The organism is Sphingopyxis sp. GW247-27LB, from assembly GCF_002277025.1.
Lineage (GTDB): Bacteria > Pseudomonadota > Alphaproteobacteria > Sphingomonadales > Sphingomonadaceae > Sphingopyxis.
The window spans coordinates 358,718-377,026 of record NZ_NIWD01000015.1 but is presented as its reverse complement, the minus strand read 5'-3'; the positions used below and the strand labels follow the sequence as shown (position 1 = coordinate 377,026).

Here is an 18,309-nt window from a genome sequence, read left to right as displayed (position 1 = left end):
TCATCGAAGGAGGCGCTCGCGTGAGACTGGCCCATCGCCTGATTGTTGGCGCAGTTGCCGCCGCGTTGCTTGTGCCTGTCGCGGCGAGCGGGGAAAGTGCTCGCTCGCTCCAGAAGGAATTCCCGAAGCTCGATGTCGCGCGGAGCGTGGTCGATCTGAGGGAACTTCAGTTGGGCGGTGTCCCGCGCGACGGTATCCCTGCGATCCTTGCGCCCGATTACCTTCCCGTGCGCGAATTGACGGGACTGGGGGACGACGAGCCGGTCATCTTCCTGTCGGGTAGCTGCGGTGCCTTTGCCTTCCCCTATCGCATCCTGATCTGGCACGAGATCGTTCACCACGACCAGTGCGGCCTGCCGGTCGCGGTTACCTACTGCCCCTTGTGCAACACCTCGATGGTCTTCGACCGGCGGGTCGATGGAGCGGTGCTGAGCTTCGGCACATCGGGCCGCGTGCGCCATTCCGACCTCGTGATGTACGACCACCAGACGGAAACGCTCTGGCAGCAGTTCACCGGCGAGGCGATCGTCGGCAGCCAGGTCGGCAAGGCGCTGACCGTAGTCCCTGCTCGGATCGAATCCTGGCGCCATTTTCGCGAAGAGTTCCCGGATGGCCGCGTGCTGGTGCCGCCATCATGGGGACGAAGCGCCTACGGCCGCACCCCTTATGAAGGCTACGATTCCGCGCCTGCTCCCTTCCTCTATCAGGGCAGGATGCCGCGCGGTATCGATCCCATGGCCCGGGTCGTCCGGGTCGGAGCGCGCGCGTGGTCGCTCGTCTGGCTCCGCAAGAACTCGCCGGTCGAGACCAGTGACGGCCTGCGCGTAGAATGGCGCGAAGGCCAGAACTCGGCGCTCGACCGTGCCGTGATTGCGCGTGGCAAGGACATCGGCAATGTCCGGGTGACGCGGGGCGGAGCCGACGTGGCATACAGCGTCGACTTCGCCTTTGCCTATCGGGCGTTCTACCCCGAAGGCGAGCTCGTCAAATGAGGTGGGGAACAACACTCCGGCTTGCGGTGCTTTTCCTTGCGGCGTTCCCGTTGCAGGCCGCCTTGGCGGCAGCTCCGGCCGAATTCAGCGATACAGCCTTCGCAACCGCACAAGCCCAGGGCCGGACAATCGTCGTTGAATCCTATGCCTCCTGGTGCCTGCCTTGCAGGATCCAGTCACCGATCCTCGACAGTCTCCGCTCCCGGGATCCGTTCAAGCAGGTGTTGGTCTTACGGATCGGCGAACGGACGCCCTCTCCGATCTGGAAACGGCTGCGCCTGAATGGGTACGGCACCCTCATCGTCTACAAGGGAGGCCTTGAAATGGGGCGCGGCAACCCGACGAGCGAAAGCGCGGTTGTCGATCTGCTGCGCAGGGGTCTCTGACAGGCTTGAGGCCGCGACTGTAACCGTTGGCCAATTCTCACCGAATTCCATGTGGGGGCGCCCATTGGAGTGCCGAGCATGAAGATCGCCAGCATCGTGAACCGCAAGGGAAAGCACGTCGAATCCGTTTCGGAAACCGCCCCACTCGCACAGGTGGTGGAAACCATGCACCGCAGCAAGATCGGCTCGGTCGTTGTGCTCGACCGCAGGTCCAATGCGGTTCTCGGTATCGTCTCGCAGCAGGAGCTTGTCGCCGCAACCGCCGCACGGGGCGGCAACGCGCTGCAACTGCCAGTCCTGATGTTCATGCGCAAGCCGGTGCTGTTCTGCGCCTGCCAGGACGACGCAGCGACCGTGATGCGTGCCATGACCCGCGAGCGGAGCCGGCACGCCGTCGTGCAGACCACAGGAGCGGTCTTGGCCGGGCTCGTGTCCCTGGGCGATCTGGTCGCGGCCCTGCTCGAGGAAGCACAGCTTGAAGCTGGCGTCCTGCGGGACATGGCTCGCTCGCGCCTACTGTCATTGCCGGGGTGAGCGGTGGGTGTTCTGCTTGTCATCGGGCGGCTTCTGGCCGGCTATCTGACCGGGCCGTCGCGAGCGCCCTACGCCAATGCGCCAACGGACGAGACCGCGCTCGCACGAACCGTCAGGCCGGGAGACATTCTGCTCGTTGACGGCAAGCAGCGGATCAGCACCGCGATAAAGTATCTCACCCAGTCAACCTGGTCGCATGCGGCGCTGTGCGTCGAGGCGACCGGAGACGCCTCGGGCGAGCCACCGCGCTTCGTCGAGGCCGACGCCATCGAGGGGGTTCGCATCGTCTCGGTTGCCGAGTTTGCCGGGCTGCATACCCGCATATGCCGCCCGGTTGGCCTGAGTGAGGGTGAAATCCGCTCGGTCATCGACTTCGCCCTGGCCCACGTCGGCGATGAATACGATCTCGCCAACGTCGTCGATCTTGCCCGCTACCTGTGCCCGACGCCGCCCGTGCCTTCAGGCTGGCGTCGGCGGATGATCGCGCTTGGCAGCGGCGAGCCGACCAAGGCAATCTGTTCAACTCTGGTCGCCCAAGCGTATCAGTCGATCCGCTACCCCATACTTCCCGAAATAACCCGGGAAATGATCGACGATCCCGACTGTCGCGGATGCGTGCGCGATATCCTTCATATCCGGCATCACAGCCTGTTCGCCCCGCGCGATTTCGATGTGTCGCCTTATTTCGAGGTGGTGAAGCCAACCCTTGCTAGCGGATTCGATCACCGCCTGTTGCACTGGGATACCCGGCTGAACCCTGTGGTTACGTGAACGCCGTTTAACCCGCGCAGCAAGACAGCTTTGCTACATCCATATCGAATGTCTGCGCCGCCAATTTCAAGCCTTCGACTGTGGTGAGGTATGGGAAGATTGTCGCGCCAAGATCGGCTGCGGTCATTCCGTATTTGATCGCCAGGACCAACGTCTGAATCGAGTCCGCGCCTTCGGGCGCCATGATTTGACCGCCCAGCAGGCGGTCGCTTCCATTGTCGGCAATTAGCTTGATGAGGCCGCGCGTATCGCGTGCCGCCAATGCCCGCGGCACCGCATCGAGCGGAAGGAGCGACACCTTGACATCCAGTCCTTTCGCTCGCGCCGCCGTTTCAGTCAGACCGACGCTGGCAACTTGCGGATCGGTGAACACAACCGACGGCATGGCGCTATTGTCGTAGCGGTGTTGATTGCCTTCGACAGCATTGCGTGCAGCCAGCTTCGCGCCATAAGCGGCCATGTAGACGAATTGGTCTCGGCCCGTGACATCGCCCGCAGCGTAAATGCCTGGGACGGTCGTTTCGAGGTAGTCGTCAACAATGATCCCGCCATTGCGGCCAAGCGATATGCCGCGCTCCTCCAACCCGAGCCCGTCACTGTTGGGCCGCCGCCCGGTGGCGATCAGCACTTGCTCCGCGACAATGGTCTGAACCGCCGCAACGGTGTCACAATGGCCTTCGCTGTCGCAGGACAGGCTTTCGCAGGTGAGTTCAACTCCGCCGGCAGCTTGCGCAATGCGTTGGTAGCCGACGCCCGTGCAAACCCGCACACCTTCGGCTTCCAGATAGGTTTGCAGCGCGGTGCCGACTTCCAGGTCCATCTCGGGCAGCAGGCGGCTGCGGCAGCAGATGGTAACAGCAACACCCAGACGGGCAAACATCTGACCTAGTTCGACACCGATGACACCGCCGCCGATGACCAGCAGCGACCGAGGCAGATGGTCAAGTGCCAATGCCGAGGTGCTGGTGAGATAGGGTATGCTGTCCAGCCCCGGAATCGACGGCACGGCAGCACGTGCGCCCATCGCCAATATGACCTTGCCGACTGTCAGCGGCGCATCGCCGATAATCAGTGCGCCGTCGGCAAAGCGCACTTTCTGCTCGATGTAGCTCACTGCGGGGTAAGCGGGCAGCAGGTCGATGTACTTCTTCTGGCGGAGTCCGGCGACCAGTTCGTCCTTTGATGCGACGAGTCTAGCCCAATCCCTGAGCTGAATGTTACCACTCAGGCCAGGAAAGCGCGTGGCGGCGCGTCCGCCATGAACCGCCTCGGCAGCGCGGATCAGCGTCTTGGACGGAACGCACCCGACATTTACACAGGTGCCACCGATCGTGCCTTGGCCGATCAGCGCGACTTTCGCACCCAGCTCGGCAGCGGTGATCGCGGCGGAAAAACCCGCCGAGCCCGCGCCGACGACCGCCACGTCGAATCCATCCCGCGCAGGGCGGTTGAAGCAATCGTTCATAATGTCTCGTTTTCTTGAGGCGCGGCTAGCGCCTTCATTATTCAGTTTTGAACGGCACGGGCTGGATAACCCGCATTGGTCGATGCAGCGCCAATCGCAGCAGCATTGGTGCGGCGCGGGTCATAAGTGGCGCGCGCGGTTTTGGCCGCGAAATCGACGCTGACCGCAGTCACCCCGGTCACGCCTTCCATCGCCTTCTTCACCGTGATCGGGCAGGTGGCACAGGTCATGTTTTCAATGGCGAAGGTGGTTTGCTTCTGAGCGATGGCGGCGGCCGCGGGACGATCCTGTGCAGAGCCGCTAAGCGCCAAGGCAACGCCACCGCTGGCCATTACCAGCACGGCCAGCCCGATGAGGATAGTCTTTTTCATGGGTGGATCCTTTCAATAGAACCAGGGTGCCCACCAATCGATGGTGAGCGCGAGGATGACGATGGCAAGGCCCAGCCACAGCACCGCTTTGGTGGTGCGAGCCGATTGCGGACGGGCGCAGTATGACCCGTCTTCGCAAGGAGGCTTCGGTTTGAAGTAGACATGCCAAAAGCCGAGCCCAAGCAGCGCGAGCGTCACCGCCGTGACGTAGGGCTTGTAGGGTTCGAGTGCCGTCAGATTGGCAATCCAAGCACCGGAAATGCCAAGCGTGACGAGCAGCAACGGCACGACACAGCAAGCCGAGGCCAGCCCCGCGCCGATCAGAGCGCCCGTGGCAATCCAATTCGCGCGCTCCGGTTTTGCGGTTTCAGCAATGGTGGGATGTCCCGATTCCGGCGCAGAGGCCACGTCACAAATCCTTTCTTCCGACTTTGTGATTCGCAGTGTAATCTCTGTAGTAACTACAGACTCAAGAGGTAATTTCATGGAACCGCAAGGTGGGATTTTGCGTGCCCAGCTCGCCCGGAAAACCGGCTGCAATCTCGAAACCATTCGCTATTACGAAAAGGTCGAATTGCTCCCAGCGCCGCCGCGCAGCAGCAACGGCTACCGGGTTTATTCGCCCGAACTGGTGCAAAGGTTACAGTTCATCCTGCGCGCCCGTGACCTTGGGTTTGCGATGGAAGAAGTACGGTCCCTGCTGTCTCTTGCGGACAAGGGTGAGCAGACCTGCGCGTTAGTTATGCAGAAGACCAGAATCCATCTCGAGGACGTCCGCCGCCGTATCGCCGAACTGCAGCGCATAGAAGCGATCCTGGCGGCAACCTTGGCCGAATGTTCGGGCAAGAATGTCCCTGACTGCCCGATCATCGATGCCCTCAATCGACATTGATGATGGCCGCAAGTCTCACCCCCGACGCCAGGTGTGGTAGCGCCCCACGAGCTTGAGTAGGCCTTCAGGGGCATGGCGCTTCTTCCATTCGCCCGCTGCATATTTGTTGGCCTCGGACATGGTCGGATAGGTGTGGATCGTTGCCATGATCTTGTTCAGGCCAAGGCCGTGTTTCATCGCCAGCACATATTCGGCGAGAAGTTCCCCGGCTTGTTCGCCGACGATGGTGGCGCCCAGGATCCGGTCCTTCCCTGGAGGGGTGAGAACCTTGACGAAGCCCTTGGTCGCGCTGTCGGCGATGGCACGATCAAGTTCATGCATTGGAAAGATGGTGACCTCGTGCGGGATGCCCTTCTCGCTCGCTTCCTGTTCGTTCAACCCCACACGGGCGACTTCGGGATCGATGAATGTCGTCCACGGAATGACGCGGTAGTCAGCCTTGAAGCGTTTGAACTGACCGAACAGCGCGTTCACGCTGGCGAACCAGGCTTGGTGGGCGGCTGTGTGCGTGAACTGATAAGGGCCGGCCACGTCGCCTGCGGCGTAGATATTGGGATAGATCGTTGCGAGATATTCGTCCGTCACGACGGTCTTTTGCGTTTCGATGCCGAGTTCCTCGAGTCCATATCCCGAGAGCCGGGCCTTGCGGCCAACCGCTACGATCAGGGCGTCGAAACCGATGGTTTTCTCGTGGCCGTCACCGGACACGACAAGGCGCTTGTCCTGCCCGTTTTCCACTCGCAGCGCCTCATGACCTGTCAGCACGGTCACGCCGGAGGCTTCCTGAGCGGCGCGGGCCAGTTCGGATACGTCGTGATCCTCGCGCGGGAGCAGCCGCTCTCCGCGCTGGACCAGCGTCACTTCGGCCCCGAGCCGGGCGAAGGCTTGGGCCAGTTCCGAACCGATCGGGCCGCCGCCGAGCACCACAATGCGGCCGGGCATCTCGTCCAGGCGCACAAACTCCTCCCACAAGGTGTCGCTTGTGAGATAGCCCGATTCCGCCAGCCCCGGCAGGTCAGGTACAAAGGGTTCGGCACCTGCCGCGATGACGATCGAACGGGTGGTGAGACGCTGCGAGCTTCCATCTTCGCGCGCGACCTCGACCGTCCAGGGATCGACGATCCGGGCATAGCCTTTGACCACGTCGACCCCAAGCGCAGTGTACCGCTCGACGCTGTCGTGCGGTTCGACTGCAGCGATCACATCATGGATGCGGCCCATCACCGCTTTGAAGCTGAAGCGCGGGTCGGTGCCCTCCAGCCCGTACCGGTCGGCATGACGCATTTGCTCGGCGATGCGCGCGGATTTGATCAGGGCTTTGGACGGTACGCAGCCATAGTTGAGGCAATCGCCACCCATCTTCGAGGCTTCGACCAGTGTGACCTTGGCGCGGACGGTCACCGCGATGAGCGAAGACACGAGTCCGGCAGCGCCGGCACCAATCACCACGAGATTGCGATCGAAGCGCCTTGGCCTGTGCCAGCGAGCGTAAACCCGGCGGCGCAGAATCGCGGCTTTGATCCACTTTCCCAGCCAGGGCAGAAGGCCCAAAGCTGCGAAGGAAATCAACAGACCCGGTGATGCGATGTCACCGAGCGTCTCGATCCGCGCCAGTTGCGTGCCCGCGTTCACATAGACGACAGTGCCCAGCAGCATGCCTGCCTGGCTCACCCAGTAATAGGTCCAGGTCCGGATCGGGGTCAGTCCCATCAGCAGGTTCACCGCGAAAAATGGGAAGACCGGAACAAGCCGCAGCGAGAACAGGTAGAACGCGCCGTCGCGGGCGACACCGTCGTTCACTGGCTTTAGCCGTGTGCCGAAGCGCGCCTGCACGGCATCATGGAACAGGTAGCGTGACGCCAGGAACGCCAGGGTCGCGCCGATTGATGAAGCAAAGGAGACCACGACCGTACCGGTGGTCACGCCGAAGATTGCGCCCGCAGCCAAGGTCAGGATCACGGCACCAGGCACGGAAAGCGCGGTCAACGCGACATAAACAAGGAAGAAGATCGCCAGAACCCGTAGCGGGTTTGCACGGTAGAACCCGTCGATTGTCGCCTGCTGCGCCTTGAGCGCATCAAGGGTAAGGTACTGCCCGAGATCGAGCAGGAACCAGGCGGCAAGGCCAAGCAGAAGCAGCCCGGCAACGGCAGTGCGTTTCAACAGATCGCTCCTTGGCTAGATAGCTGTTGGCCGTTGGTCGGTTGGAAGCTCGGTGTTCTTACACATCCTTGTCTTCTGAGTTTGTCGCATAGGCCTTTGCGGCATCGCCAAGCCGCGGCAACTGCCGTTCGAAATTCGTGCATCCACGGCACATGCCGACATGAAGGCGCAATTTCATGCGCTCCGAGAATGTCAGTGTGCGCTCTCGGCGCTGCGACAACAGGAACGTCGCGTCATGGCAGTTCATCATGGTCAGGCCCCCTCGTGGAACCAGTGAAGTTGCAGACATGCGCGCAGGGCCAGGCGAGCGCGGTGAAGGATGACGTGGACATTGGAGATCGACAGGCCGAGTTCGGCGCAGATCTCCTGCGTCCCTAGTTCGACAACCTCGCGCATCATGAAAACCCGGCCTTGCTGCGGCGGTAACCGGTTGAGGCAGGCATCGAACACAGCCAGAAACTGGCTGCTGTGCAAGTCCGCCTCCGGGTCTTCCCAGCGGGCCGGACGGTCGGCATCCCGCCACATGCCCTTCCGGTCGAACAGTGCCGGCAGTGCACCTTCCTGGTCCAATGTTTGCATCTGGCTTACAGGTGTAGGTCGCCTCTGTCGTTGCCGAAGGACATCGGCCACCTTGTTCTTCAGGATGGCGATGATCCAGGTTTTGAGCGCTGCCTCACCCCGGAAGTTCGCAGCATTCTTGAGCGCCCCGGCAAGCGCCTCCTGAACCGCGTCTTCCGCTTCGTCGTCATGTCCGAGTTGCAGGCGCGCAAACCGGAGCATGTCGATGCGAACGCGGGCAAGGAATGCCGGATCAGCGGCAGCGAATGCAATTTCCGGGCTGGCGGACTGCGCCATTCAGCCCTCCAGGCCCTTGCGCGCCTTGGCAGCACTGTAGCTCGCGACGAGATACGGGACGACGTAGTTCAGCATCACCTTGCCCCACTCCACCCCTACACCTTGCCATATGGCAGTGCCCTGATTGATGGCATTGAGGCCGGTTCCCACAAACAAGGACACCTTGATGGCGTTCCTCGCGACAGGCCTGGACAGCATGTGTGCCAATAGTCCTGCCATGTTCCCCCTCATTGCCCGTTCCGCGCAGGATTGGTGTAACGACTGACAAAGTATCGGTCGATCCAATCCTTTATCCTCCAGGCCCAATGTCCGACAGCAACAAAACGGCCCCATGAGACTATGGCCCGTTTATCGCCAGTCGCGAGCAGGTAAAGCGTCCGACTTCGCGGCTGGTATTGGCTGCGCCTCGCCCCGCTCAAGGCAGCGCGAAGATTTGCCGCAAGCACCGGACCAGCTTTGACGGCATGGACCCCGGATCGTTCCAGACTTCGGTCGACCCGGTCGATGATGTCCCCGGCCGCGAAAATCGAGCCATGGGAAATGCTGCGCAAGTCTGCTCCGACAGCGACCAACCCGGCTTCGTTGCAGGCGAGGCCGGACCCTGCGAGCCAGCGTGGCGGACGGCTGCCCGTCGCGGCAATGACGCAGTCGATGGGCAGGAAGTCGCCATTGGAAAGTAACAGGCCGCCTTCCGCGCCCACCGCTTGGGCAAAATGAACGGCGATGCCGCGTCTTGCCAGCTCCGCCAAAGCCCGTTTGCGCACCTGCGGGGCATGGCCTGACAGGAAACCGTCCTCTGGCGCTACAAGTGAAATCCGGGCATTCCTGAACAAGCGGCGGATCGCAACTTCGGCGCCCAATGCGAGTTCCACACCCGCCGCGCCTCCGCCTGCGACTGCAATGCTGATGGTTGAAGCGAGCGCGTTCCGGTCCAGGAAATTTGACCACCGTTCCATGAACGCGCCAACCGGCCTTACCGACAAGAGGCTGTCGCCAAGCGCCGCCAGGCTGGAGATGTCCGTCTCGCCTCCGGTCGCCAGGGACAGCAGATCGAACCCGATCTCCTCGCCCGATGACAGACTCAGCGTCTGGCGGGCAGCGTCGAGCCCGACCACATCCGCGACAACCAGTTTTGCCCCGGCCTTTTCGGCCAGTGGCCCCAGATCGATCAGCAGGTCGCTTGCCCGGTAATGCCCGGCTAGCCAGCCCGGGAGCATCCCGGAATAGGCGGTATGGCGCGAGGACGTGACGAGCCATCGCTCCGTGCCGGGCATGGGCCGCGAGGCCCAGTCCGCAAGGACGGCCAGATGCGCATGGCCGCCGCCTGCCAGGATAACGCGTCGTTTCATTCTTGTGCCAGACTTCCGAACTCGGTGTGCACTTGTCGCGCGAACCTGCCGAACCTTACACGCCGCCCGGCAAAAATTGCTCGGCGATTGACGCTGCACTGCTTTCCTGCTGACTTCGCGTTCATGGCACTGGAGGATCCAGACATCGCAAAGCGGGCGGGCTGGGCTACACGCCTTGCCCTGTGGTCGCTGCGCATCGCGATGGTTTCGTTGGTTGTTGCTGCGGTCGGGCTCACGCTGGCCCGCTATGACGAGATCGCCAAACTGGCCGGATTTTCCGCGTTGCTCGGCGGCGGATTGGTCGCATTGGTCGCGCTCATCCTCGGTTTTGCCAGCCTTTTTGTCGGGCGCGGGGCAGTCTGGCCGTCTCGCCGAAAGGCCTGTGTCGGCATCGCCCTTTCGCTGCTTTATGTTGGATTTCTGGGCAGTCGGCCGCTTGTCGCCGGCGACGCGCCGGCCATTCACGACGTCACCACCGATCTCGCAAGTCCGCCTCAATTCGAGGTCCTGCCGCTCAGGTCCGATAATCTTGCCGGTGTCGGCACGGTCGAAAACTGGCGGCGGATCCACGGACAAGCATACGGCGACCTCGGTCCCGTCACGATTCGGAAGCCGGTGGCTGTCGTGACGGCAGATGCCGTTCGCCTCGCTGAAGAGGCTGGCTGGAAGCTCGCCAAGGTCGATCCGGCGCGAGGCCATGTCGAAGCCACGGCCAGCGTTTCCTACATCCGCTTCCATGACGACGTGGTGCTCCGGATTGTTCCCGCGCAGGACGGCAAGAGCAGCCGTATCGATATGCGCTCGGTCAGTCGTGTCGGGGTTGGCGATCTTGGCGTGAACGCGCGGCGAATTCGCGAATTCCTAGCCGCTTTGGCCGCGGCCTGAGCCGAACCGGATCAGTGTCTACCAGCGAATAAGCTGCGGCACCGCAATCCTTCCGACCGCCGCGCTTACCACCACGACTGCGCTGTGCCACAGCCCGATGTGGACGATGTCGCTATAGACGCAGTGGAACGAGAAGGCGAAGATGCCGAAGCTGCCCGCTGCTACGCCGGTAAGGAGACCGGCGCGCTCGGGTGAAGTCGGTGCGCCCCGCCGCAGCCACCAGACCAGGACCGCGAAAGTCAGGATGGCGAACGCGCTGCCCATCGTCAGGCAATCGAGGCCATGCTCGGCAGCGGTAGCCGAGAAAGCGCTTGCCCCCCGGCCGATCCCGATGATCGCGGCTGCCGCGGGCAAGAGCGCAGCCATGGCTGCCGCCCAGACCCATCCGCCATGATCGCTGCCCACGCGGGGTCGGCTCATGACGATGACCGTGACTGCCGAGGAAAGACCCAGCAGCAGGAACAGGCCCGTTGCCAACAGGAACACAGGATCGAAATGTCCTGCGATCACATCGGGACGGATACCAAACAGCAAAGCAACCGTTGCCACGGTCACTCCGAGCCCGGCCAGGGCGAAGCCCAGGCCGCTCGACAGGCGCAGCGGCCTGACCGGCTCAAGGCCATCGACCAGTTGGGCAATAAGGGCGCCAGTGGATTTTGGGGTATCACGGGACATGGACTTCACGCTTTCTCGATCATCGCGGTGAGCTTCTTGAGCCCCCGGTGAATGTTGACCTTTATCAGGCTCTCGCTCTGCCCGCAGGCCCGGGAAGCCTCGGACACGGAGAGGCCCTCGATCTTGACCAGTTCGATCGCCCGGACCTGGGCGTCGGGTAGCTTCGCGAACAGCCGTTCCAGGCTGATCCGGGCCGCGATGGCTGGCTCCTCATCGACTCCCATCAGTTCATCGACAAGTTCGGTTTCATCGGCCCGGTATATCCGCCGCAGGTGATCGACCCAGCGGTAGCGTGCGATCGCCGCGAGCCAGGGCAAGAAGGCCCGTGCCGGATCCCATGTCGCCAGCTTGTGATGGAGCGCCAGCAAGGTTTCCTGCACGAGGTCGTCCAACTGCGAAGGCGCAACCCTCCGCCCGAAATAGCTCCGCAACCAGTGCTGGCATTCGCCCAGCAGCGCGGCGTAGGCCTGCTTGTCGCCCGCCTGCGCCATCGCCATCAGGCGGGCCAATGAAGGTTCGTCGGCCTTCATGCCGTCCGCCGGCGTACCAACGGTGCATCAAGGCTGATGCTTCCGCCGCCGCGCACGATCAGCACCAGCGCCATCGCCACCCACAGGGAATGGACCTGCCACCAAGCCTCGGGATAGACGAAGATCTGGATGACCAGGGTCATTCCCAGCAGGGCCAGCGCGGAAAGCCGCGTGAACAGACCGAGCACCAGCAGGACCGGGAACAGGTGTTCCGATACCGTTGCCATGACTGCGGCAAGATCGCTGGGCAGCGGCACACCCTTGTATTCCTCCTGGAACAGGAAGCGCGTGTTGTCGCTGATCAAAAACCAGCTGCCCTCGTCCACCTTGGTGCGTCCCGAGCGCCAGAACACGCCCGCGAGGACGATGCGGGTGAACAGCAGCGTCAGGTTCTGAAGCTTGCAGTTGCTGGCCAGTGCAACGGCGCGATCATACATTGCGAAAACCTGTTGCATTCAATCCACCTGTTGCAGGGCGCCCGCTTCGAGCAGCGCGATCAGCGCCGGCATGAAGTCGTCGGGCGACTGTTGTTTCTTACAGTCAGGTTCTCTCAGGCTGGCCAAAAGGTTACCGATGGTGACGGGAATTTCCGTGGCGCAGAAGATCACTCGCATGTCTGCGGTTGCCGGTGAGACCAGAACTTGCGCCTCAGGCCGGGTGAGCAGGATTGCATGTGCATCGGCCATGCCGGGTACTTCCTCGCCGATCAGGCGTTTAACCACGGGATCGAAGCGGCCTGACGAAGCGGCGGGATGCGCCTTTATCGCCAAGTCCATCAGCGCTTGCGGTTCGATCCCGGCCAGATCGGTGAGGTTGAGCCATGGCGCTTCGGCGGCGTGGTAGGCTTCGAGCCAAAGCCACTCAAACCTGGCTATATCGATTGCCATGCGAGACTCGCCGCGACTGGCAAGATGGCCCGGGAATTGATCGCCGATGCGCGCCAGCGTTCGCGTGGTCACTCCCGGCTGTTCAAGGTACAACCGGGAGTGTTCGTTGAAGAGGTCATGCCCTAGCCATTGCCTGGTGCGCGGAAAAGTATCTTCCAACGCGACCAGCCGTGCATGCGAGATCGTGTTGGCGTGGACCTTCATGCCGGTCAAAACTCGTGCGCGGGTTCCTGCGAACAGGTGATCCGGCAGGAAATCGGGGCCGCGGTCCAGCGCCTTCATCACTGTGGTCTGAAGCTGGTCAAGCGCAAGCATGGGCTAGATCCTGCGGCGAGAAACTCGCCTGTTCGCGCATGATCGCCTCGGCCTTGGCGGCCTCGGCGAGAAGGACGCAATAGTCCGGCACATCGGTGTCCCATTCGATCAGAACGGGCCTGCGCCCGGCGCGCCAGACGAAGCGGGCGAACAGCGCCCAGGTCACGTCGGAAACCGCCGAACCGTGATCGTCGATCAGCAGCACGCCGTCGGCATGGTCCTCGCGGGTGTGTCCGGCGAGATGCACTTCGCCAACCAGACTGGGGTCGATTGAATCGATCATCGCGACCGGATCGAGACCGAGGTTGGTGGCTGATACTTCGATGTTGTTGACGTCAAGCAGTATGCCACAGCCCGTGGAATCGCAGAGCAGGTGAAGGAACTGGGCCTCACTCATGTCGTCGTCCGCGAAGGCCAGATAGCGCGAGGGGTTTTCGATCATGATCGGCCGCTTGAGGCGATCCTGCACGTGCCCGACCTGCTGCGCGAAATGTTGGAGCGCTTCTTCGGTGTAGGGTACGGGCAGGAGGTCGGGATAGCGGTTATTGGCGCTGCCGCTCCAGCTGAGATGATCCGAAACCGAGGCCGGCTCGTAGCGGGCGCACAAATCGGCCAGCCGATCGAGTTCTTCTGCATCGACGCCCCCGGCACTCCCCAGCGAGAGGCCAACCGAGTGGAAGCTCAAGGGATAGGCCTCGGCAATGGCCGTCAACCAGCGATGTGGCGGGCCGCCTGCGCCGAAATAGTTCTGCGGATGCACCTCGAGCCAGGCGGGTGCGGCTAAGGATGTGGAAATACTGGCTGACACGGACTGAAGCGCTTGAGCGTAGTGCTCTGGCTTCAGGCCAATTCCCGGCAGGGGGGGCAGTTGTGCCTGGAGTTTCATGTCAGCCAGCATCCGTGCGACCCGAGGGCTTCAGCCCTTCTGGGCGGCGGGAGGGGTATTTCCGGCGCGCTCGATCAACGAACCGCCCGATGCCTCGCAGCTTCCGGTATCGACATACTTCCAGGCGTTGCCCTGGTAATCGACAGTCGCGGTGCCAGCGCAGGTGGTCCCGGGGCCAGCCTTGCAGTCGTTGTGGCCCTTCAGCGCCACGCCGAAGCATTTCTCGCGTGTGGCGATTTCAGTGCCTTTGCCGTTTGCCTCGGTCGTCGGCTCCTGTACGACCTTGCCGCCTGAACCGCACGCCGCGAGCATCGCGGCACCAGCGAGCGCCGCAGCGAAACCCGGAAGCGGAAGTGGATGTCTGCTCATGTCATGGTGCCTTCGTCTGTATCAGCTGTGCTGCGGGACAGGCTTGGCGTTGCTGGCCTTGGCAGTCAGCGAACCACCTTGCTGCACGCAGGTGCCCGCAGCCACGAACTTCCAGGCGTTGCCCTGGTAGTTGACAGTCGAGGTGCCGGCGCAACTGGTGCCCGGGCCGGCGGCGCAGTCATTCTTCCCTGCAAGCGCAACGCCGTAGCACTTCTCTTTGGCACTAGCGTTCTCGCCGGCCGCCGAGGCGGGCGAAGCGGCCAGCAGGGCAGCAGCAGCAAGCGTGGCTGCGGCAGCAGCGATACCGGTCGTGGACTTCATGTCGGTTCCTTTCAAATCTGGTGTGAGGCTTACTGCTCTCACAAAGCCCAGTTCGAACGGCCCACGCGTTTGGTTACAGGGGGAGGCGATTTTTCGATTGTGCCTCTCTGAAAAGGCCGACAGTCGGCTTGCCACTATTTGCCTGGAGTGGCCTCGTTGATAAGCTTGATCGCTATGGCTTTCGCATCAAGGGCCGGAGTGCCCCCCCGGCCCATGGTGGCAAGCACAACAGCGCCCTCCTTCAGCAGGGCCAACTGACGGGCCAACTCGCTAGGCTGCCGCAATCCCGCTCGCCCGGCGATGATTGCAAGTTGCGCCGAAATCCGGGCGACATGATCCGTGGCTTCCCGATTGATGGGATGCTCGGGATCCTGGTACTCAGAACATGCCTTGGCAAACATGCAGCCGTGAAAGTCTGGCTGATGGAACCACTCGTCGAGTGCGTCGAACATGGCGATGAGCTGTTCCAACGGAGTCGCGGCGAGTTCCTCCATTCGCCGAAACAGCCAGCCGCGTATGAAGGTGTCGCGCAACTGGAGTGACGCAATGATCAGATCGTCCTTGGTCTTGAAGTGCTTGTAGATCGAAGTCTTCGAGATGCCGGTTTCCGTCACCAGCCTGTCCATTCCGGTCGCCTGAAACCCATTGCGGTAGAAGATCGCGGTCGCCTTCTCGACCAGTTCGTCACGTTTGGTTTGCCGCATCAACTGGCCCTCCCGGTCAGCCTGACGCAATTCCAGGCGCTGTTTAGAAGCATGAATTCAAAGCCTTGGAACAGACCAAGCATCAAACGCTGGGTCAGGGGTTGACATGGTTTACCGATCAGTACACCTAATAGAGTACCGATCGGTAAACCTTTTAACACTCTCGCTACCAATTCCAAGCTTTGAAAGGATTCATGATGAAAATTTCCGCTGCCGCCCGGATACGCCGGGCGCTGCTGATCGGCGCCGTTGCACTAGCCAGCCTCGCTCCGCTGACATCGGCTCATGCTGATGGACTGCCAGATCCCGGCTTCGAGATCGCACAGGGCCAGACGGCGTTGCTGGTAACTGATCCGCAGAACGACTTCCTTAGCCCCAACGGCGTGGCGTGGGGTGTCGTCGGCAAAAACGTCGAAGCCAATGGGACCATCGGTCACATCGACCAGCTCTTCGCGGCTGCCAAGGCGGCAGGCATGCCGGTCTTCGTATCTCCGCATTACTATTACCCGCATGACCACGGCTGGCGCTTTGAAGGCGCGCTTGAAGCGCTCATGCACAAGATCGGAATGTTCGACCGCAAGGGGCCGCTGACGACCGACGGCTTTGAAGGTTCCGGCGCCGACTGGCTCGCCCAGTACAAGCGTTACATCAGCGATGGCCAGACCATCGTTACCAGCCCGCACAAGGTGTTCGGCCCCGAGACCAACGACCTGGTCCTCCAATTGCGCAAGCGCGGAATTTCCAAGGTCATCATCGCTGGCATGTCGGCCAACCTGTGCACCGAAGCGCACATGCGCGAGCTGATCGAGCAAGGCTTCGAGGTCATGGTCGTGTCAGATGCGACTGCCGCCGCACAGCTTCCCGGTCTGGACGGCTATGCCGCAGCGATGGCTAACTTTCGGATGATCGCGAACCATGTCGCCGATACCGGAACGGTCGTCAGCGCGATCCGAGCCAACCACCACAAGTAGTCGCAATCTCGGAAGGGCCGGTCCTGGACCGGCCCCCGTTCGGAGAAACAAGATGCCTGATTCTGATGATTTCGTGTTCACGGCGGAGACGGCCCGCGCGAAGGTTCGCGCTGCCGAAGACGCATGGAACACCCGCCAGCCCGCGCGGATTGCCCTGGCCTATTCGCCCGACAGCCGCTGGCGGAATCGCGGCGAGTTCGTCACAGGCCGCGCCGAGATTGAGGCCTTTTTGACGCGCAAGTGGCTGCGCGAGCTCGACTACCGCCTGATCAAGGAATTCTGGGCGTTCGAGGGCAATCGCATCGCAGTGCGCTTCGCCTACGAATGGCACGACGATTCCGGAAACTGGTTCCGCTCCTATGGCAACGAGAATTGGGAGTTCGATGCGGCGGGCCTGATGCGCCAGCGTTTTGCAAGCATCAACGATCTGCCGATCAGCGAAAGTGGGCGGAGGTTCCATTGGCCGCTCGGGCCGCGACCTGTCGACCACCCCGGACTATCTGAGCTCGACCTGTAACCATCCGGGAACTGACGACGAAAGAGGCAACGATGACAAAATTCGTGACCTATGAACTGTCCGGGGAGATCGCCCGGATCGGCATCGACGACGGCAAACGCAACGTGATGAACGAGCGAATGCTGGCCGGGCTCCATCAGGCGCTCGACCACGCCGAACAAGAGGCAAGGGCCGTTCTGGTCGCGGGCCGAGAAGGAATCTTTTCTGCGGGTTTCGATCTCCAGGTTTTTGCCCGGCGTGACCCACAGGAAATACACGCCATGATGCGGCTTGGTGCCGAGTTGGCGCTTCGCCTTTTTTCGTTCCCGTTGCCGGTTGTTGTCGCGTGCACGGGTCATGCCTATCCCATGGGGGCATTCCTCATCCTGGCATCCGACTACTGTGTAGGTACCGACGGGCCCTATCAGATCGGGCTGAATGAGGTCGCAATTGGCATCGCCATTCCAGCCTTTGCGATCGAGCTCGCCCGTACGACACTGGCGCCACACTTTTTCAATCGCATCGTTACCGGCGAACTTCTTGATCCGGACGATGCCCAGAGGGCGGGCTATCTTGATCGACTGGTCGCCGCTGCTGATATCGACGTCGTGGCAAAGGCTCGGGCCGCCGACCTCGCCTCGCACGATCTCGCGGCCTTCCGGCTGACAAAGTCACGCGTGCGCGGTGAGGCCACTGCGCGAATCAGGCGGGCCATCGACGACGAAATCACAATCGAAAACTACCGCCAGCTTACGAGCAATAAGGGTTGAGGACCATGTTGATCCATGCTGACCTTACGCGCCGGGCAACGAGCCACGCCGCAACATCTACTTGGACGGCCTCGCCGAGCGGCGGGGTCGAGCGACGCATGCTGGACAGGATCGGCGGTGAAATTGCCCGCGCGACAACGATTGTCCGTTTCGCACCGGGAAGCGCATTTCCGTCCCACGGCCATGGTGGTGGGGAAGAATACTTCGTGCTTCAAGGCGACTTCGTGGACCAAGAGGGATCGCACAAGGTTGGCAGCTACGTTCGCAATCCACCCGGATCGCAACATGCGCCTTCGGCCCCTGAGGGAGCGACCATCTTTGTGAAACTCTCGCAATTCCAACCGGGCGATCTGCAAGCGCTATCGATCGACACCACCCAGGCGGAAGCACCGTCAAACGACAAGCGCGCGGCCGTGCGGAGCTTGCCACTACATGCTTACGGGAAAGAAACCGTCCGCATTGAAACCTGGGAACCCGGGGTCGAGATCGACAACTGGGGCCATGGCGGGCTTGAGGTGCTGGTTCTCGAAGGTGATTTTATTGAGGGTCAGGAACTCTTCGTCGTTCATTCCTGGCTTCGCTTGCCGCCGTCCGAACCGTTCGTCGCCCGCGCGGGAATGAACGGGGCGCGGCTTCTGGTGAAGTCAGGTCACCTAGTCGAAGCTGAAACTGGTCCAGAAGTTCGCGGGGATCGGGAATGCATTGTTGCGGCGTGAACGGCT

Annotated in this window: 26 protein-coding genes; 10 read left to right on the top strand and 16 right to left on the bottom strand. The window is 62.0% G+C overall.

Annotated features, from left to right (window positions below):
* The first annotated feature begins 20 nt into the window (after nucleotides 1-20).
* From CD928_RS20945 to CD928_RS20930, 4 genes are all read left to right on the top strand, one after another.
* Nucleotides 21-992, top strand: coding sequence for a DUF3179 domain-containing protein (locus CD928_RS20945; protein ID WP_217983800.1), 972 nt, complete (start codon nucleotides 21-23; stop codon nucleotides 990-992).
* Nucleotides 989-1,378, top strand: coding sequence for a thioredoxin family protein (locus tag CD928_RS20940; RefSeq protein WP_095389016.1), 390 nt, complete (start codon nucleotides 989-991; stop codon nucleotides 1,376-1,378). Before CD928_RS20945 ends, CD928_RS20940 begins: the two co-directional genes overlap by 4 nt.
* 78 nt (nucleotides 1,379-1,456) lie before the next feature.
* A complete protein-coding gene (locus CD928_RS20935) occupies nucleotides 1,457-1,912 on the top strand; it encodes a CBS domain-containing protein (RefSeq protein WP_095389015.1) in 456 nt (151 codons plus the stop codon).
* A gap of 3 nt (nucleotides 1,913-1,915) precedes the next feature.
* Entirely contained in the window at nucleotides 1,916-2,683 is a 768-nt protein-coding gene (locus tag CD928_RS20930; protein WP_095389014.1) for a YiiX/YebB-like N1pC/P60 family cysteine hydrolase, read from the top strand.
* Nucleotides 2,684-2,690: 7 nt separating this feature from the next.
* Here the strand turns inward: CD928_RS20930 and merA are convergent, their stop codons facing one another.
* Genes merA through CD928_RS20915 form a run of 3 tightly spaced genes read right to left on the bottom strand, consistent with a single transcriptional unit; the run spans nucleotide 2,691 to nucleotide 4,927 of the window.
* Nucleotides 2,691-4,148, bottom strand: a complete 1,458-nt coding sequence (gene merA / locus CD928_RS20925) for a mercury(II) reductase (RefSeq protein WP_176473658.1) — start codon at nucleotides 4,146-4,148, stop codon at nucleotides 2,691-2,693.
* Between the two features lie 41 nt (nucleotides 4,149-4,189).
* Complete coding sequence (locus CD928_RS20920; protein ID WP_095389013.1) at nucleotides 4,190-4,519, bottom strand: heavy-metal-associated domain-containing protein; 330 nt, start codon at nucleotides 4,517-4,519, stop codon at nucleotides 4,190-4,192.
* 12 nt (nucleotides 4,520-4,531) lie between these two features.
* Entirely contained in the window at nucleotides 4,532-4,927 is a 396-nt protein-coding gene (locus CD928_RS20915) for a mercuric transporter MerT family protein (RefSeq protein ID WP_095389012.1), read from the bottom strand.
* Between the two features lie 76 nt (nucleotides 4,928-5,003).
* Between CD928_RS20915 and CD928_RS20910 the strand changes: the two genes are divergently transcribed.
* Nucleotides 5,004-5,411: a helix-turn-helix domain-containing protein gene (locus CD928_RS20910; RefSeq protein ID WP_095389011.1), complete on the top strand. Its 408-nt coding sequence runs from the start codon at nucleotides 5,004-5,006 to the stop codon at nucleotides 5,409-5,411.
* A gap of 15 nt (nucleotides 5,412-5,426) precedes the next feature.
* On the opposite strand, the gene CD928_RS20905 is transcribed toward CD928_RS20910, so the two are convergent.
* From CD928_RS20905 to CD928_RS23170, 5 genes are read right to left on the bottom strand one after another with little or no spacing between them, the layout of a single operon-like run.
* Nucleotides 5,427-7,574 (bottom strand): FAD-dependent oxidoreductase, encoded by a 2,148-nt coding sequence (locus CD928_RS20905; RefSeq protein ID WP_095389010.1) that lies wholly within the window; start codon nucleotides 7,572-7,574, stop codon nucleotides 5,427-5,429.
* Between the two features lie 58 nt (nucleotides 7,575-7,632).
* Nucleotides 7,633-7,824, bottom strand: coding sequence for a zf-HC2 domain-containing protein (locus tag CD928_RS20900; RefSeq protein WP_095389009.1), 192 nt, complete (start codon nucleotides 7,822-7,824; stop codon nucleotides 7,633-7,635).
* 2 nt (nucleotides 7,825-7,826) lie between these two features.
* Nucleotides 7,827-8,429: a sigma-70 family RNA polymerase sigma factor gene (locus tag CD928_RS20895; RefSeq protein ID WP_095389008.1), complete on the bottom strand. Its 603-nt coding sequence runs from the start codon at nucleotides 8,427-8,429 to the stop codon at nucleotides 7,827-7,829.
* Nucleotides 8,430-8,648, bottom strand: a complete 219-nt coding sequence (gene nrtS, locus CD928_RS20890) for a nitrate/nitrite transporter NrtS (protein WP_095389091.1) — start codon at nucleotides 8,646-8,648, stop codon at nucleotides 8,430-8,432.
* Between the two features lie 8 nt (nucleotides 8,649-8,656).
* Complete coding sequence (locus tag CD928_RS23170) at nucleotides 8,657-9,778, bottom strand: FAD-dependent oxidoreductase (RefSeq protein WP_141237221.1); 1,122 nt, start codon at nucleotides 9,776-9,778, stop codon at nucleotides 8,657-8,659.
* On the opposite strand from CD928_RS23170, the gene CD928_RS23165 reads away from it, so the two are divergent.
* Complete coding sequence (locus CD928_RS23165; protein ID WP_176473657.1) at nucleotides 9,737-10,663, top strand: DUF1499 domain-containing protein; 927 nt, start codon at nucleotides 9,737-9,739, stop codon at nucleotides 10,661-10,663. The two genes, CD928_RS23170 and CD928_RS23165, sit on opposite strands and share 42 nt — an antisense overlap.
* Nucleotides 10,664-10,681: 18 nt before the next feature.
* On the opposite strand, the gene CD928_RS20880 is transcribed toward CD928_RS23165, so the two are convergent.
* From CD928_RS20880 to CD928_RS20845, 8 genes are all read right to left on the bottom strand, one after another.
* Nucleotides 10,682-11,338 carry an NrsF family protein gene (locus CD928_RS20880; protein ID WP_095389090.1) on the bottom strand — a complete coding sequence of 219 codons (657 nt, stop codon included), beginning with the start codon at nucleotides 11,336-11,338 and terminating at the stop codon, nucleotides 10,682-10,684.
* 5 nt (nucleotides 11,339-11,343) lie between these two features.
* A complete protein-coding gene (locus CD928_RS20875) occupies nucleotides 11,344-11,868 on the bottom strand; it encodes a sigma-70 family RNA polymerase sigma factor (protein WP_095389006.1) in 525 nt (174 codons plus the stop codon).
* Complete coding sequence (locus CD928_RS20870; protein ID WP_095389005.1) at nucleotides 11,865-12,323, bottom strand: DoxX family protein; 459 nt, start codon at nucleotides 12,321-12,323, stop codon at nucleotides 11,865-11,867. Before CD928_RS20870 ends, CD928_RS20875 begins: the two co-directional genes overlap by 4 nt.
* Nucleotides 12,324-13,070 carry a putative DNA-binding domain-containing protein gene (locus CD928_RS20865; protein WP_095389004.1) on the bottom strand — a complete coding sequence of 249 codons (747 nt, stop codon included), beginning with the start codon at nucleotides 13,068-13,070 and terminating at the stop codon, nucleotides 12,324-12,326.
* Nucleotides 13,057-13,956, bottom strand: a complete 900-nt coding sequence (locus CD928_RS20860; protein ID WP_095389003.1) for a DUF692 family multinuclear iron-containing protein — start codon at nucleotides 13,954-13,956, stop codon at nucleotides 13,057-13,059. The genes CD928_RS20865 and CD928_RS20860 overlap by 14 nt, the downstream gene beginning before the upstream one ends.
* A 30-nt stretch (nucleotides 13,957-13,986) precedes the next feature.
* Nucleotides 13,987-14,325 (bottom strand): DUF2282 domain-containing protein, encoded by a 339-nt coding sequence (locus CD928_RS20855; RefSeq protein WP_095389002.1) that lies wholly within the window; start codon nucleotides 14,323-14,325, stop codon nucleotides 13,987-13,989.
* A 21-nt stretch (nucleotides 14,326-14,346) separates the two neighbouring features.
* On the bottom strand, nucleotides 14,347-14,646 hold the full coding sequence (locus tag CD928_RS20850; protein ID WP_095389001.1) for a DUF2282 domain-containing protein: 300 nt from the start codon (nucleotides 14,644-14,646) through the stop codon (nucleotides 14,347-14,349).
* A 134-nt stretch (nucleotides 14,647-14,780) separates the two neighbouring features.
* The gene (locus CD928_RS20845; RefSeq protein ID WP_095389089.1) at nucleotides 14,781-15,350 is read right to left on the bottom strand and encodes a TetR/AcrR family transcriptional regulator; all 570 of its coding nucleotides are present in this window, start codon (nucleotides 15,348-15,350) and stop codon (nucleotides 14,781-14,783) included.
* Nucleotides 15,351-15,547: 197 nt separating this feature from the next.
* On the opposite strand from CD928_RS20845, the gene CD928_RS20840 reads away from it, so the two are divergent.
* From CD928_RS20840 to CD928_RS20825, 4 genes are read left to right on the top strand one after another with little or no spacing between them, the layout of a single operon-like run.
* Entirely contained in the window at nucleotides 15,548-16,321 is a 774-nt protein-coding gene (locus CD928_RS20840; RefSeq protein WP_095389088.1) for a cysteine hydrolase, read from the top strand.
* Nucleotides 16,322-16,373: 52 nt separating this feature from the next.
* On the top strand, nucleotides 16,374-16,838 hold the full coding sequence (locus CD928_RS20835; protein ID WP_095389000.1) for a nuclear transport factor 2 family protein: 465 nt from the start codon (nucleotides 16,374-16,376) through the stop codon (nucleotides 16,836-16,838).
* A gap of 32 nt (nucleotides 16,839-16,870) precedes the next feature.
* Nucleotides 16,871-17,587 (top strand): crotonase/enoyl-CoA hydratase family protein, encoded by a 717-nt coding sequence (locus tag CD928_RS20830; RefSeq protein ID WP_095388999.1) that lies wholly within the window; start codon nucleotides 16,871-16,873, stop codon nucleotides 17,585-17,587.
* Nucleotides 17,588-17,592: 5 nt separating this feature from the next.
* Entirely contained in the window at nucleotides 17,593-18,303 is a 711-nt protein-coding gene (locus CD928_RS20825) for a cupin domain-containing protein (RefSeq protein WP_095389087.1), read from the top strand.
* Nucleotides 18,304-18,309 lie beyond the last annotated feature (6 nt).